Origin of the sequence: Polynucleobacter sp. 71A-WALBACH (assembly GCF_018882365.1) — a bacterium.
In the GTDB taxonomy this organism is placed as follows: Bacteria; Pseudomonadota; Gammaproteobacteria; order Burkholderiales; family Burkholderiaceae; genus Polynucleobacter.
The window spans coordinates 274,847-290,805 of sequence record NZ_JACVOP010000002.1 but is presented as its reverse complement, the minus strand read 5'-3'; the positions used below and the strand labels follow the sequence as shown (position 1 = coordinate 290,805).

Sequence of the window (15,959 nt, the reverse complement as noted above, 5' to 3'; positions counted from 1 at the left end):
AATCTATGTTCAAAATATTTTCCACCGATCCAGTTCATGACCCTGTAAAGACTCAGGCGCCAGCAACGGAAATTAAAAAAACAACTTGTTATATGTGTGCCTGTCGATGTGGTATCCGAGCACACCTTCGAGATGGCGAAATTGTCTATATCGATGGCAATCCAGAGCATCCTTTAAATCAAGGCGTCATTTGCGCTAAAGGATCTGCTGGAATCATGAAACAAAAATCTCCAGCACGAATAACGCAACCCCTTTTAAGAAAGCCTGGTAGCGATAGAGGTAATGGTGAATTTGAACCCATCACCTGGGAAAGAGCATTCGACATTTTAACCAAGCGTCTATCTAAAATCCGCGAAACGGATCCTAAGAAATTTGCACTGTTTACTGGACGAGATCAAATGCAGGCTCTCACTGGTTTATTCGCAAGACAATTTGGAACTCCTAACTACGCTGCGCATGGTGGTTTTTGCTCGGTAAACATGGCAGCAGGAATGATTTACACCATTGGCGGAAGCTTTTGGGAGTTTGGTGGCCCAGACCTTGATCACGCAAAACTATTTGTCATGATTGGCACTGCTGAAGATCACCATAGCAATCCAATGAAAATTGCTTTGTCTAAATTTAAAAGAGCAGGCGGTCGCTTTATCTCCATAAACCCAGTCAGGACTGGCTACTCTGCGATTGCTGATGAATGGATTCCGATTAAACCAGGCACTGATGGCGCTCTCTTTATGGCGCTAATGCATGAATTAATCCGACTAGAAAAATATGATGCGCCATTCTTAAAGCGCTTTAGCAACTCAAGCCAACTTGTTTGCTTAGACTCTGGGCCAGAAGAAGGTCTCTTTCTTTACGATCCCGAATCGGATCCTATTAATTTAGACCTACCGCACAATAAATATATTTGGGATGAAACTACCCAAAGCGCCAAGCCCTGCTTTGCCCAAGGCAATTCCCCTGCTTTATTAGGCGAATATATTATGGGTCCGGGTCCACATCAAGGTAAAAAAGTAGCCCCATCTTTTGAGCTACTGAAACGACAAGTGAGTGAGACAACTCCTGAGTGGGCTGCTGCAATCACTAGTATTTCCGCCGAAAGAATTCGCAAGCTGGCTCTCGAGATGGCTGATACTGCATTTGGACAGGAATTCAAACTACCAATCGAATGGACAGATTCATGGGGGGAGAAACACGACTCCGTAATAGGCAGACCTGTAGCTTTTCATGCGATGCGCGGTCTATCGGCACACTCTAATGGTTTTCAAACTACTCGTGGTTTAGCGGTATTGATGTCTCTATTAGGAACGATTGATCGACCAGGCGGTTTTAGACATAAGGCCCCTTATCCTAGACAGGTCCCTCCGAATGCGAAACCTCCATCATCAGAAAATGACATTAAGCCAAATACGCCTTTAGCAAAACCGCCTTTAGGCTGGCCTACTCAACCAGAAGATTTAGCCTTAGATTCAAACGGGAAGCCATTGCGCATTGATAAGGCCTACTCTTGGGAGCACCCATTAGCAGCGCATGGATTAATGCATAACGTCATCACAAATGCAGTTAAAGGCGACCCCTATTCCATTGATACCCTAATGATTTTCATGGCAAACATGTCCTGGAATTCCACCATGAATACCATGGAAGTGAGGGAGCACCTCAATGCAAAAAATGAGGATGGGGAGTTTAAGATACCGTTCCTAGTTGTATGCGATGCCTTCCAATCGGAAATGGTGGATTTTGCAGACCTAGTTCTACCAGACACTACCTATTTAGAGCGGCATGACGTCATGAGTATGCTTGACCGCCCGATTTCTGAGTTTGATGGCCCAGTTGACTCCGTACGTATTCCAGTCTTGCCGCCCCTTGGTGAGTGCAAGCCATTCCAAGAAGTGCTGATTGAGCTAGCTTCACGCTTAAAATTTCCCGCCTTTACCACCCCAGAGGGTGAGAGGAAGTTTAAAGACTACCCCGACTTTATTACCCGCTTTCAAACTACGCCCGACTCTGGTATCGGATTTTTAAGTGGCTGGCGAGGAAAAGATGGGGATAAGTCATTAAAGGGAGAGCCCAATCCAAATCAGTGGCAGAAATACGCTGAAAATAACTGTGTGCATCAATACCATATGCCCAAAGAGCATCAGTACATGAGAAATTGGAATCAAGGCTATCTAGACTTCTCTAAAGCGAATGCCCTGAGGCAAAAAAGTGACCCAATCATGATTGCAATTTATTCAGATATTTTGCAAAGATTTCGATTGGCATCGACTGGAAAGCGTCCAGGAGCTCAGCCCCCTGAACACTTAAAAGCGCGCATCTACAAATACTTTGATCCATTGCCGTTTTGGTATCCCCCGCTTGAAGATGAAGCTACCGATCTAAGTAAATTCACTCTGAATGCCATTACTCAACGTCCAATGGCCATGTACCATTCCTGGGACTCTCAGAATGCCTGGTTAAGGCAAATCCATAGTCATAACTATCTTTACGTCAATACAGCGACTGCCTTGAAAAATGGTATTGCTGACGGCGCATGGATGTGGATTGAATCTCAATGGGGAAAAGTGAAATGCATGGCACGTCACTCGGAGGCGGTTGATCCCGGAACAGTCTGGACATGGAACGCAATCGGTAAAGCAGAATCTGCATGGAGCTTATCAAGTGATGCCGATGAATCCAAAAAAGGGTTTTTGTTAAATCATTTGATTTCAGAGGAGCTACCTTTGGGCGGCTTCACTGTCAGTAACTCTGATCCCATTACCGGGCAAGCGGGTTGGTACGATGTCCGTGTCAGATTAGCGCCAGCAGGCGAAGATGAACCACAAGAAACATGGCCACAAGTGAAAGCTTTTAGCGTACCTGGAATGCCGCTCAAAAGAAAAGGGGAAGTTAAATGAGTACATCTAAACAACTTGCCCTTGTAATTGATCTTAATGTCTGTGTTGGATGCCATGCTTGCGTAACATCATGTAAAGAGTGGAATACTTCTGGTTCAGCTGGGCCACTCACTGATTTAAATGCGTATGGAGCAAACCCAAGCGGGACCTTCTTTAATCGAGTGCAAACATTCGAGGCCGGCACGTTTCCGAATACTCAAACCGTACACTTTCCAAAATCCTGCTTACACTGCGAAGATCCCCCTTGTGTTCCTGTCTGCCCTACGGGAGCAAGCTATAAGCGTAAAGAAGATGGCATTGTGTTGGTTGATTACGATAAATGCATAGGTTGTAGCTATTGCTCTTGGGCATGTCCATATGGCGCAAGGGAGTTGGATCAAGAGCGTCAAGTAATGACAAAGTGCACTCTTTGTGTCGATCGAATTTATAGCGACACTCTCCCCGAGGCAGAGAGAAAGCCCGCGTGCGTTCTTGCATGCCCTACTAGCGCCCGTATTTTTGGTGACGTTCACGACCCAGAATCTGAGGCAAGTAAAGCTATTCAAGAGCGTGCTGGATATACCCTAATGCCTGAGTGGGAAACTCAACCAGCTAATCACTATCTACCACGCTCGATTATGGAAACAATTGAAGCGGCAAGGAACGACAGCTAATGCGACCACAATTTTCTATTATCTTTTTCACCACATTGGCGGGTATGGCACAAGGGTTACTTTTTTCCTTGGCGTTTCTAGATATGCCAACCCAGATGTTTTCACCTGCGTTCTTGTCTACCCTCGCCTTACCAGTTGCCCTCTTTTTACTTGCTTTGGGTCTGCTTGCCTCATTCTTTCACTTGGGTCACCCAGAGAGAGCCTGGAGAGCGGCCATGATGTGGAGAACCTCTTGGCTTTCCCGCGAAGTTATTGCACTTCCAATATTGATAGCACTCACGCTGTTAGCTTATCTCCAATCTCGATCCACTGAAATTAGTCTTTGGCTATGGCTTGGGTTAATGATTGCGACTATAGCGCTCTGGGTATGCACTGCAAAAATCTATCAATGCATCCGCTTCATCCAAGAGTGGTCTCACCCGTCAACTCTACTGAATTTCATTTTGCTAGGATTGACATCTGGATGGATGCTCCTCAGCATCCTACTTTCCGCCTGGGAAAAGGGAGATAACCCCGCCATCATCAGCGCGATGTCAGGAACCTCCTTTACTCTCTTGTTTCTAGCCTTGCTTCTTAAATTATGGATATGGCGACGCAATCGGAACTTAAGACCGAAATCCAATCTAGAATCCGCAACCGGAATTAAAGGTGAGAATATTAGACAAACGTCGATGGGTCTTATGGGTGGAAGCTTTAATACTAGAGAATTTTTTCATCATCAAACAGACCGGATGATTAAAAATCTTCGCAAAGCTATTCTATTGCTGGGATATATACTGCCAATGGTATGCATGGCTTTTAGCTTCTCAAGCCCATCTGGTGCATTACTCATATTGGCACTTGTAATTCATTATGTTGGCTTACTTGCCGAAAGATGGATGTTTTTTGCAGAGGCCAATCACCCGCAAAATCTCTACTATCAAAGAGTCTCTTGAGTTAACCATTGCGCACGATGGATCAATTTGCTGAGAAACTGATACACGGAAGAACGCACGTCTCTCCGAAACGGATTGGCTTGCCAGGTCCAACGCCGGCTCAACTACAAAAAATTATTCTCTCCGCAAGCTCGGCGCCAGACCATGGGCGCTTAATGCCTTGGCGGTTTATAGAGATTCAGAAAGGAAGTCGAGAGAAGCTGGGGGCAGTATTCTCGCTTTGCCTCATGGATCGCGATCCCGAAGCAAACACATTGCAACTTCAGGAGGCGTATGAAAAAGCCTTTAGGGGCCCCCTACTTCTCTTGGCAGTGGCTAATTTCGAAAATACCAACGATGAAATAAGCAAAGAGGAAAAGTTAATTTCCTTAGGATGCGCAATCCAAAATATTCTTTTGATTGCATACTCCATGGGCTTTGGCTCTGGACTCTCGAGCGGAAGAGCATTGCAGAGCCAGAGAATACGCAACCTTTTCCAACTATCAGTCAAAGAAGAGCCTATTTGTTTTATTACGATAGGGACGGTAATAAAACATAAGCCCGATCGCGTAAGACCCAGTCCATCAGAATATCATTCCATCTTTTAGATATCTATCAGCTAAATTACCTCTACTGTAGAGGCGGCTGGATTAATGCGCAACCTAGCTCCACTAGAAATTTCTTTTGTTATGTCAATATCAAAACCACTCAGCATGGGAATGCCAGCATGAGCAGCTCCCTGAGCTAATATTGGATTTACCGCATTAAAAATAATTGCCAAAGGGCAAAGATCACGAGATTTCATCTCGTACAACATCCAAGCACTTGCAACTCCGCCCTTAGCCGCATCCAATACCAGAATCTTATCTTTATAAGACTGGCCGAACAACTGATGTGATGGACGCGAGAAAACGCCTTTCAGTCGATCTAGATCGTACCTTGCCGAGAACCCATCAGATGCGCTTAAGCATACCCCCTCAATACTTTCACCTTGCGCATGCTTCGCTTTATAAATCTTTCCGCTCAATTTAATCTCCCAGTTACAGCAGCATTCACACAATCTTCCATAGAAGCCAACATCGGCGTGTACCCGTATCCACCCAGAATATTGACTATCTTTGCACTATTGGTTGCCAAAACTTTCCAACCATTTGCTTCCGCAATTTCCCTTGCATAGGATTGATAAAAGCACATCCCTGAAAATACAGTTCCCCCTGCATCCTCAATCATGGCCGTATACCCCATTCGATCAGAATCAGGCTTCACTTGAGGGCTGGTCATAGCTAATAATGGTTTTCTAAATTTTTTTCCATTACATAATTCCGCGATACTCTTCATCTCCATCAGGCTCAATTGAGGCGCTGAAAACACAACAACATCAATTTCTTCAGCAACACGATATGAACCCTGAAGGGCCATCACATCTTCCTTTGTAATAACGACCTCGGGAAGGTGCTGATATTCCAAATCCCTTGAATGAAGGGCTTCAGGCGTCACCCCCAATATATGAAAGAGTGCGGATGATCCAAAGCTCGCCATAGCTGCGCCAAAGTGCTTCATCGCATCAGAACCTGGGCGACCCTCCACCCCTTCCAGAATTGGAACAGACCAATAGTTACCGGATTTTTTTCCAATCACCCCACCTAAGGCACCCCACTCGTTGAGAGTAGTTGGGGTCCAGAGCGTCTTAAATCGATGGGTAGGTTTGCGATGCTCATCAAGGTGATAACCATAACGCGGGGTTCTTCCCGTCAGACCAGCCGCCAGCGCTGAAGGCCCCCCCTCAAAATTTGATCGTGCACCGCAAATGCTATTTGAATAAATTACGACACCAGTATCTCCAAACGCTAAATGCTCGCCAAAAACTGGCGCCATGATAGTCTGATAATTAATACAGGTATCGGTCATCGAAACGCCCATCTTTACGAATGCGTTGATCGCACGCCGCTCTAACTCGACCATGCGCTCGGTCTGGCCTAATTGCTTTGCTTTTGTAAAGTCAGTTCCACGAGGATCTGTAATGGTTGGAATACGAACCACTCGATCCTCTAATTTGTTCTCCGCCAAACCCTCTAACCATTCAACGCCAGCCTCACCTAGGCTCTCTGTATCAGCCATAATATGTGCCTGCGATACCGCCACTAAATCTCGCGCACCAAAAAATTCACCGACCTTAATTTGATGTTCGATTGCGATCTTTCTTACTGGACCAAACTCACCAGCAAGCATTGCTTTTTCTTCTGCGTTTAACTTCATTTCTCTCTCTTCTAAAAAAATCAATCTATGGTGGCGCCAGAATCCCTAACCACTCGAGCCCATTTAGCAATTTCACTAGTCTGAAAGTTTGCCAAACTCTCCTTGAAATCAAGATTGGGCTGCACCCCTAGGTTTCCCAAGCGCTCTCTAAATGCGGCTGACTGAGCAACCCTTTCGGTATCTACTCGTAACTTTTTAAGAATGCTTTCGGGTAACTTTGCGGGCCCAAAAAGTGCCCACCAGGCAGTTGACTCAAACTGTGGGTACCCAAGTTCAGCTACTGTTGGGACGCCAGGCAACAGTGGGGAACGAGTTTTACTAGTCACCGCCAAAGCGCGTAATTTGCCAGAGAGGATATGGGGAAGGACCGATTGAATTGGATCAAATACCAGCGGTATTTGACCGCCGATCAGATCCGTCACGGCTGGGGCACTTCCTTTATACGGAATGTGCTTTAACTTAATTTGCGCAGTTGACTCGAATAAAGCCGCTGTCAAATGTCCGGGGGTTCCATTCCCAGCAGTTCCATAGGCAAAAGTGTCAGGCCTAGCCTTAGCATCGGATACAAGCTCCCCCAGCGTCTTAATTTTGTCATTTGCATTTACAGCAATGACTACAGGTGCAGTAGCGACTAATGCTATCGGCGTAAAGTCTTTTGTCATGTCATAAGGAAGTTGTTTATATAAGCTCCCGTTAATCGCATTGGTGCCAACGGTACCCATAAACAGCGTATAGCCATCAGGGGGTGATTTCGCCACCAAGTCAGCCCCAATAGAGCCTCCAGCCCCACCCTTATTTTCAATAATGATTTGCTCTTTTAGGCGATCACCCAAAAGAATAGCCAGTGGCCTAGCCACAATATCTGTTGGCCCGCCTGGTGGAAAAGGAACGACTAACTTAATTGGTTTTATTGGATAGGCTTGAGGAAAGGCCGACATAGGGGCGATGAGCACGCATAAGCTAATTGCGAACTTAAAAAATCTCAGTATCTTGAAATTCATTTTCGGGATTATTCCTCATCAATTTGATTCACTGTAAACGCATATAAATATAATGTATATTTATATGTTCTTAATAAGAATATAAGAAATGCTTATGAATATCCGCCCTATAGACTTACGCTTATTGCGCAGTTTTATTGCAGTAGCTAGGGCTGAAAATTTTGTAAGAGCATCTGAATCATTGAGTATTACCCAATCAGCTCTTTCCCAACAAATGAAAGAGCTGGGGAGTCACTTCCCATCTCCCTTGTTTGAAAAAAAAGGAAGAAAGCTGATTCTTAGTCGACTAGGTAGTGGATTACTAGAAAGAATGGAGCCTCTTCTTGGACAAGTTGAGGAGGGGCTACTGAAAAGTATTCATGAGAATAATAATATTGTCGGCACTCTCAGGGTCGGCGCAACCAATACATACTCACAAACTATTGCCCTGCCAGCAAGCATGCGACTCATTGAGAACAACCCCAATCTTAAAATAACCTTACGAGATTTACCGGCTCAAAAAGTCCTTTCAGATCTCATGCAAAACGAAATTGATATTGCCATCATTCCGCAGGACTACCAGTTTCCAGATTTGCAATGGCAAAAACTCATATCGGAACAATTCTCGATTATTGGCACCCCTCAATTAATCAATCAGCTACCAACGAAGTTAAATATTCAATCCCTTGCAAACTTAGAGCTAGCTACCCTTACCAGGCAATTCTTAATGAGGCAAAAAATTGAGATGCAAGCAAGAAAGGAAGGTACTTACCTAAATATTCGCATGGAAGTTAGTACGATGGGTGATCTTCTAGAAATTGCTAAGTCAGGATCTTTACTCGCAATCGGGAGTCCGATCTCGATACTTCATGATAAAAAATTGAAATCAAAAGAAATAAAGGGTGAATTCCTAACCAGAACTGCAGCCCTCTGCTGGAGAGAGGGTAAATTTATTACTAGTGCAATGAGCGCTTTTCAGGAGGCGGCTAGCTCGATTAGCGCGGACCTAAACTTAGAATCCCGTAGGCAAAAGAAAAGCCCAGCATAGCCGGGCTTTTCTTTTCTTGCGAACCGCTAATATAGATTAGACGTAATCTTTGTACTTATCCAAGAAGCGCACTGGCTTAGACAAGGCATCGCGTCGGAATGGGTCACCCAATTCACGGGTACACATAATCTCGATGACGCAGGTTTTACCTTCATTCATCTGCATGTCGATCGCCTTCTTCAAAGCAGGACCAACTTGATCAATATGATCAACTACGATGCCCTCAGCACCCATGGATTGAGCAATAGCAGCAAAGCTCGGGCTTTCTAATTCACCAGCTACAAAGCGACGGTTATAAAAATCTACCTGATTCTTCTTCTCGGCGCCCCATTGACGATTATGGAAGACTACCGCGGTAACTGGAATGTCGTGACGAACGGCAGTCAAAATCTCCACCATACTCATGGCCCATGCGCCATCGCCAGCATATGCAATCGCTGGACGCTCTGGAGCTGCAGTCTTAGCTCCAATAATGGTTGGCAAAGCATAGCCACAATTACCAAAACTCATTGGCGCGAAGAAACTTCTTGGTTTTTCAAAACGAAGATAACTATTTGCAACCGAGTTGATATTTCCAATATCAGTTGACACCATGACATCAGCAGGCATCGCCTTTTCCAGTTCACGCAAAACTTCGCGCGGATGAAGGTAATTTCCGCCAGTTGGAGTCTTTTCTTTCTTTTGCTCTTCAATCATATCCAAGCTAAATGCGTCTCTCTCATGAGTCCACTCATTCAACTCTTTTTCCCATGCGGCTTTTTCTGCGGCAATAATTTTCGCTCGTTCTGCTTTTGTATCATCACATGCGAGTTTTTTCGCCGCTAATCGTTTGGTCAACGCCACTGCTGCAGCTTTTGCATCTCCGCAAATACCAACGGAAATTTTCTTAACCAAACCTAACATCTTATTATCCGCATCAATTTGAATAATCTTTGCGTTCTTTGGCCAATAATCCATGCCATGCTGCGGCAATGTACCAAAAGGCCCCAAGCGTGATCCTAAGGCCACGACCACGTCAGCCTGCGCCATTAACTTCATTGCAGCCTTAGACCCCTGATATCCCAAAGGACCGCACCACAGTGGGTGGCTTGCCGGGAAAGAGTCATTATGTAGATAACTATTGACTACTGGAGCCCCTAGACGCTCTGCAAATGCTTTGCACTCTTCTACTGCATCACCCATTACTACGCCGCCGCCAGAGATGATGACAGGGAATTTAGCATTAGCCAAAAGCTCTGCTGCCTCATCTAAACTTTTTTCACCACCAGGTCCACGATCCAGTCTATTTGGCTGTGGAATTTCTACTTCGATTTCACCATAGAAATAATCACGTGGAATATTTAGTTGAGTAGGCCCCATTTCAGACATGGCGCGATCAAAACAGCGACCAGTAAATTCGGCCATTCGTTTTGGATTATTGACATGCCCTTGATATTTTGTAAATTCCTCAAACATTGGCAATTGATTAGCCTCTTGGAAGCCACCTAAGCCCATACCCATAGTGCCCGTCTCTGGAGTAATCATCACCACAGGTGTATGTGCCCAATAAGCCGCTGCGATTGCAGTTACGCAATTACTAATACCAGGTCCATTCTGACCAATCACCACTCCATGTCGGCCACTTACGCGGGCATAACCATCAGCCATGTGTGCGGCACCCTGCTCATGCACTACTGGAATCAAACGAATTCCAGCTGGAGCAAAAATATCCATGGCATCCATGAAGGCAGAGCCCATGATTCCAAATATATCCGTCACCTTATTCGCGGCCATCGTCTCAACAAAGGCCTCCGAAGGAGTCATTTTTTGTGGGCCAACAGGCAAATTAGTACCAGACTTAGACATAAAGCTCTCCTAGATATTCTAATAAACGGAACAAATTGTTCTACAATATGAATAATAATCGTGTTTTTTTCCTCAAGTCAAGCATAAAAACCCGAATATGGAATATATTTGACAATAAATTAAGATCTTTAAAGGATGCAAAATGGCTGAAAGCCACGCCTCAATCGATTTATTGCAATTTCAGCCCAATAAGACGGTAACTTTGCACTCAGCCTTTCCTGAATGCAGCGAATTTGCTAACTTCGAAATAGCTGCATTTGCCGAGAAAACCGAGCTAGTTCCGGTAGTGGACGATGCTTATCAATTAAATCCGAAGGCAACCTTAGCAATCCTTGCTGGATTTGCATTCAATAGAAGAGTTCTATTACAGGGGATGCACGGGACTGGCAAATCCACCCATATAGAGCAAATAGCGGCACGTTTAAATTGGCCATGCATGCGAATCAATCTCGATGGGCAGATTGCCCGCATGGATCTGATTGGTAAAGACACCATATCAATAGAGGACGGTAAGCAAATTACCAAATTTCAAGAAGGCTTAATTCCGTGGAGTCTTCAAAGGCCCATTGCTCTTATATTAGATGAGTACGATGCAGGCCAGCCAGACGTGATGTTTGTCATCCAGCGCATGCTTGAGCGCGAGGGGCGCCTTACTCTTCTCGATCAAAATAGGGTGATCGAGCCTAATCCCGCTTTTAGAATATTCGCAACCAGCAATACTGTGGGATTAGGCAACTGGAATGGTTTATATCAAGGCACTCAACTACTGAACCACGGCCAAATGGATCGCTGGGATATTGTTGCAGCCTTGGACTACTTGGAGCCGCATGAAGAAGCGGGCATCGTGCTCGCGAAAATTCCGGAGTTATCACAAGATCTTGTTGGCTCAATGGTTGCTTTAGCCAATCTTACGAGAAAAGGTTTTGAGTCAGGAGATCTATCCACTCTTATGTCTACCAGAACACTGATTACCTGGGGTGAGAATTGGAAAATTTTTAAGGATCTCAGACTGGCTTTTGATTTAGCCTTCTTAAACAAATGTGAAGCAGAAGAAAAGAAATTGGTTGCTGAATACTTTCAGCGCTGCTTTGCTAGTGAATTAACCTAACTCAAAGTCAGCTTACATTGCAAACCGAATCACATCTAGACTTCGAAGAGCAAAAGCAGTGCGGAGCAATCCTCCGCTCACTGTCAGGTGAGTCAAGCGCAGAAATAAGGGACTGGCAACTATTTTATAAAGCAGTACCCTACGGCGCCCTCCCTCCCCATGTCAGCCTTGAGAACCTGAATCAGGGTTGGGCTAGCAAACGCGGACTTCTTGATGGTATCGCGCTCAGATTGCGCTATTCTGATGAGGCACTTCACCACTCCTTATGCCCAACGGGCATGATCGAGTCTTTTGTATTTGAAGTGCTAGAGCAGATACGAACTGAAAGTATTTGTCCCCAGGAGTTAAAGGGAGCAAAGCAGAATATCGAGGGCCAATTTATTGCTTGGGCTCAGCATTACATGACTACTGGTGGCGCAGAGAGCAGCATTGGAATGTTGTTGATAGCTCTATTCATGACAGCATGGATGCGCCTCAATGCGAAGGAAATGCCACAGTTATTACAAGACATGGTTGAAGCCACACGTGCGGGGCTGGCCGAAGACACAGGCGCACTTTTGAAACAGCTCAAAGCCAATCGGTTTTGCCAAGAAGAGTATTCCATAGCTTCTCTCGCCTTAGCCAAAATGGTTTCTGGATTAATTGAAGAGGAGTATCGCAATGTACCTAGCATTCGCGTAAAGAAAAAAAGACTGATTGATTCTCTACTGCAGATTGAATGGGTGCCTCACAGCAAAACTGAAGCTGCTGGACGCGCGGCGTCATCACCAGTATCTCCTCACGATAAAAGACTACAACTTCAAAAAAATCTTTCTCAATATATTGTGTTTGATCGTCAATACGATATTGAAATTGAAGCGAAAAAAAAGATTAGGCCCGCTCAGCTAGCTGCGTATCAAACAGAGTTGAGTGATGAAATTAAACGCCGTAACATTCCATGGGCTAAATTAACGCGTCTCTATAAGAACCTTTTTTCTAGCCCCGCCCAAAATGGCTGGCAAACAACAGAAAGTGAAGGTCTGATTGATCGACGATATCTCATCAGGGCTGCCACCTCACCACTTAGCGAGCCACTCTTTAGGCATCGCATTCACACCCCTGAAACGAACGCAAAAATAAGTCTGTTAATTGATTGCTCTGGGTCGATGAAGGAACAAAGGCTTGAGATTGCAGTGTGGATAGACTCGTTAGTCAGAATATTAGAGCAAGCAAAGGTTCAAACTGAAGTGCTCGGATATAGCACTAGCACGTGGCAAGGAGGGAGGCCCTATAAAGCTTGGCGCCGCTCCGGAAACAATCCAAACCCCGGGAGACTGAATGAGCGGGCACATTGGATATTTAAGGATTTTCATACGCCTTGGCGTAAAGCTAGAGCCGGAATTTCAGCAATTCTGAGGTCTGAAATCTATGCTGAAAGCATCGATGGTGAAGCTCTACTTTGGGCCGCAGAACGATTAAAAAAAATCGATCGAGGACAGGCTATTAATAAAAAACTGATTTTATTTTCTGATGGCTGCCCAATGGATCGGGCAACAATACAGGCCAATGGAGAAGACTATCTTAAAGAGCATCTTCTCCACTCAATCGCATGGTGCGAACAAGAGCCTGATATAGAGTTATGGGGATGCGGAATTGGGCATGAAATGCGATCTGCATTCAAACGAAGATTAAGCTGGGAAATTGAAGGTAATCAATCGGCCGAAATACTCATGAATTGGGCTGCAGAAATCAATAGAAGCAAAGAATAATAATTGTATTTATAAATGCAAAATAACAGGAGATGACAGACATGAAGCTATTGAAAAAAGGAATTCTTTGCATTGGCGTATTGCTAGGCCTTATTGCAGGAACCCTTGGCGGACAACAGGCATATGCCCAAGAATGGCCAGATAAACCAATCAAATTAATTGTTCCCTTTGCTGCCGGTGGAAGTGCAGACATTTTGGGGAGAATATTGGCTCAAGATTTAGGCAAAAATCTTGGTCAAAATGTCGTGATTGAAAATCGCGGCGGTGCCGGAGGAAATATTGGCGCAGAGCTTGTTGCTAAAGCTCCAGCTGATGGATACACCATTCTCCTAGCCTCAGGAAGCATGATGACCGTCAACCCCTTCTTATATAAAAAGGCTTCAATTAATTATTTGAAAGACTTAACTTACATCACCACTATTGCTACTGTACCCATGGTGATTGCTGTTAGTCCGAAGTTACCAGTCAACACCCTTGCTGAGTTAATTACCCTAGCGAAAACTAAAGAGCTCAACTTTGGGTCGGCCGGCATTGGCAGTCAAATTCATATGGCGAATGAGAACTTCTTATATTCCGCTGGAATTCAAGCAACTCATGTGCCATATAAAGGTGAGAATCCCGCCTTAAACGATTTAATTGCCGGGCAAATTGACTTCATGGCAGGCAACTACCCTGCCACAGGAGGGTTCGCTAAGGCTGGTCAAGTAAAGGCATTGGCAGTCACCAGCCAAAAACGGCTTAAGCAACTTCCTAATATTCCTACAGTTTCAGAGGCTGCAATTCCTGGATTCGAGAATACTGGCTGGTATGCCTTGGCGGTTCCCCACGGTACACCGCAGTCAATCATTGACAAAATTTATATGGCCACCGAAAAGTCATTCACCTCATCAGCATTGCTTGCCAATATGGATGCTAATGGCTTAACTCCAGTTATGATGAAATCAAAGGATGTTGAAAATAAGATTAGGCTTGAGTCAGCTAATTGGGATAAGGTCATTAAAACCAGAAATATTCCGACCCAGTAAGTTGATGTCTCTATATTCAACACATTATTTTTTGTGATGCCTTAAAAAAAGCCACCCCGAGGGGTGGCTTTAAAGTAACAATCTATGGAGGCACTACTAAAGAATGAACAACAAAATCATATTAGCCCTTCGGCTAGCCTCCTCCAGAATCTCTTGCTTTCTATCGGTGCCATGTGATTCAATTTGGTGCATATGGGTCAAATAGGTCTATTTAGTAGAATGATTGTTAATTCTTAACCCTTGATGAAGGAGTGCCAATGTTGGCATCACAGAAAGCGGGGATACCATCCCGCTTAATCGCAAGTCTTATCACGGCCGCCTTAGCCCTCCCAGCTGCGGCACCAGTGGCATATGCTCAAAATAGTAGCCAACAGCAAGCAGCAAAGCTTTCTCAGGCTCAATTAGAGGCATTGGTCGCACCAATCGCGCTCTATCCAGACCCACTGGTCTCCCAAGTATTGATGGCATCAACTTACCCCCTTGAGGTTGGTGAGGCATCCAATTGGGTCAAATCCAATAGCAATCTCAAAGGCGACGCCCTTAATCAAGCATTGCAGCAACAAAGTTGGGATGCCAGCGTCAAATCTTTAGCGTCATTTCCGCCAGTATTGGAGATGATGGGGGCGCAGCTAAGTTGGACACAGCAACTTGGTAATGCCGTCTTGGCGCAGCAGTCAGAAACGATGAGTGCGATTCAAGCACTGCGCGCCAAAGCAAAACAGGCAGGCTCATTGGAGTCGAACTCACAACAAACAGTCAAGACTCAAGGAAGCGGCAGTAGTCAGACAATCATTATTGAACCCGCCAACCCTCAAGTAATTTATGTTCCGACCTATAACCCGACCGTGGTTTATGGGGCTTGGGCATATCCAGCATACCCCCCATACGCATACTATCCCCCTGGATATGTTGCTGGCACAGCCCTACTGTCTTTTGGTGTGGGCATGGCAGTTGGCGCAGCGCTCTGGGGCGGCTGCCATTGGGGCGGTGGCTGGGGTGGTGGCGGAAACTCACTTACTGTCAATAACAACAACTTTAATAACTTCAATAAAAATACCAATAACAATTGGTCAGGCAATCGCAGTGGTAGTGACACTTGGAAGCCAGATCAACAGCGCCGTAATGCCAATCTTGGCGGTGGCGCAGCTAGTGGAAATCGCAACGCAGAACGCGATCAACTTCGCCAAAATCTGCAACGTGGCGACCTGAGCAGTAATCGTACTGGTGATCGTGCTGGCAATGCTGGTAATGGCGATCGAGCCGGCAATCGAAGCGGTGCAAGTACAGACCGAGCAGCCAATCGAAGTAGTGGCGATCGCAATCTCGGCGATCGATCCGGTGGTGGCGATAAATTCGGTGGTGGCGGTGGCTTTGGTGATACCCGCGGTGCGCGCTTTGATGGCGGTGGCGATCACTTTGGTGGCGGTAACCGCGGAGGTGGCGGCGGTGGCTTTGGTGGTGGTGGCCGAGGCCGTCGCTAATCACCCA

Annotated in this window: 13 protein-coding genes; 9 read left to right on the top strand and 4 right to left on the bottom strand. The window is 45.4% G+C overall.

The window, feature by feature from the left end; genetic code table 11:
* Positions 1–5 precede the first annotated feature (5 nt).
* Genes ICN42_RS09110 through ICN42_RS09095 form a run of 4 tightly spaced genes read left to right on the top strand, consistent with a single transcriptional unit; the run spans position 6 to position 5,069 of the window.
* The gene (locus tag ICN42_RS09110; RefSeq protein WP_216253600.1) at positions 6–2,894 is read left to right on the top strand and encodes a molybdopterin oxidoreductase family protein; all 2,889 of its coding nucleotides are present in this window, start codon (positions 6–8) and stop codon (positions 2,892–2,894) included.
* Positions 2,891–3,547, top strand: coding sequence for a 4Fe-4S dicluster domain-containing protein (locus ICN42_RS09105; protein ID WP_216253598.1), 657 nt, complete (start codon positions 2,891–2,893; stop codon positions 3,545–3,547). Before ICN42_RS09110 ends, ICN42_RS09105 begins: the two co-directional genes overlap by 4 nt.
* Entirely contained in the window at positions 3,547–4,482 is a 936-nt protein-coding gene (locus tag ICN42_RS09100) for a DmsC/YnfH family molybdoenzyme membrane anchor subunit (protein WP_216253596.1), read from the top strand. Before ICN42_RS09105 ends, ICN42_RS09100 begins: the two co-directional genes overlap by 1 nt.
* Positions 4,483–4,499: 17 nt before the next feature.
* The gene (locus ICN42_RS09095) at positions 4,500–5,069 is read left to right on the top strand and encodes a nitroreductase family protein (protein WP_216253595.1); all 570 of its coding nucleotides are present in this window, start codon (positions 4,500–4,502) and stop codon (positions 5,067–5,069) included.
* 11 nt (positions 5,070–5,080) lie between these two features.
* Here the strand turns inward: ICN42_RS09095 and ICN42_RS09090 are convergent, their stop codons facing one another.
* From ICN42_RS09090 to ICN42_RS09080, 3 genes are read right to left on the bottom strand one after another with little or no spacing between them, the layout of a single operon-like run.
* Positions 5,081–5,488 (bottom strand): aconitase X swivel domain-containing protein, encoded by a 408-nt coding sequence (locus ICN42_RS09090; protein ID WP_216253592.1) that lies wholly within the window; start codon positions 5,486–5,488, stop codon positions 5,081–5,083.
* Positions 5,485–6,717: an aconitase X catalytic domain-containing protein gene (locus ICN42_RS09085; RefSeq protein ID WP_216253589.1), complete on the bottom strand. Its 1,233-nt coding sequence runs from the start codon at positions 6,715–6,717 to the stop codon at positions 5,485–5,487. The genes ICN42_RS09090 and ICN42_RS09085 overlap by 4 nt, the downstream gene beginning before the upstream one ends.
* 20 nt (positions 6,718–6,737) lie before the next feature.
* Positions 6,738–7,655, bottom strand: coding sequence for a tripartite tricarboxylate transporter substrate binding protein (locus ICN42_RS09080; RefSeq protein ID WP_255539332.1), 918 nt, complete (start codon positions 7,653–7,655; stop codon positions 6,738–6,740).
* A gap of 157 nt (positions 7,656–7,812) precedes the next feature.
* On the opposite strand from ICN42_RS09080, the gene ICN42_RS09075 reads away from it, so the two are divergent.
* Positions 7,813–8,745: a LysR substrate-binding domain-containing protein gene (locus ICN42_RS09075; protein ID WP_216253584.1), complete on the top strand. Its 933-nt coding sequence runs from the start codon at positions 7,813–7,815 to the stop codon at positions 8,743–8,745.
* A gap of 36 nt (positions 8,746–8,781) precedes the next feature.
* On the opposite strand, the gene xsc is transcribed toward ICN42_RS09075, so the two are convergent.
* On the bottom strand, positions 8,782–10,590 hold the full coding sequence (gene xsc / locus ICN42_RS09070; protein ID WP_255539331.1) for a sulfoacetaldehyde acetyltransferase: 1,809 nt from the start codon (positions 10,588–10,590) through the stop codon (positions 8,782–8,784).
* Between the two features lie 142 nt (positions 10,591–10,732).
* Here xsc and ICN42_RS09065 point away from each other — a divergent pair, with 142 nt between their 5' ends.
* The 4 genes from ICN42_RS09065 to ICN42_RS09050 all read left to right on the top strand — a co-directional run bounded on the left by ICN42_RS09065 (position 10,733) and on the right by ICN42_RS09050 (position 15,952).
* On the top strand, positions 10,733–11,698 hold the full coding sequence (locus ICN42_RS09065) for a MoxR family ATPase (protein WP_216253581.1): 966 nt from the start codon (positions 10,733–10,735) through the stop codon (positions 11,696–11,698).
* 17 nt (positions 11,699–11,715) lie between these two features.
* Positions 11,716–13,446: a hypothetical protein gene (locus ICN42_RS09060; protein ID WP_216253578.1), complete on the top strand. Its 1,731-nt coding sequence runs from the start codon at positions 11,716–11,718 to the stop codon at positions 13,444–13,446.
* 41 nt (positions 13,447–13,487) lie between these two features.
* Positions 13,488–14,471 (top strand): tripartite tricarboxylate transporter substrate binding protein, encoded by a 984-nt coding sequence (locus ICN42_RS09055; protein WP_216253575.1) that lies wholly within the window; start codon positions 13,488–13,490, stop codon positions 14,469–14,471.
* 257 nt (positions 14,472–14,728) lie between these two features.
* Positions 14,729–15,952 carry a DUF3300 domain-containing protein gene (locus ICN42_RS09050; protein ID WP_216253572.1) on the top strand — a complete coding sequence of 408 codons (1,224 nt, stop codon included), beginning with the start codon at positions 14,729–14,731 and terminating at the stop codon, positions 15,950–15,952.
* Positions 15,953–15,959 lie beyond the last annotated feature (7 nt).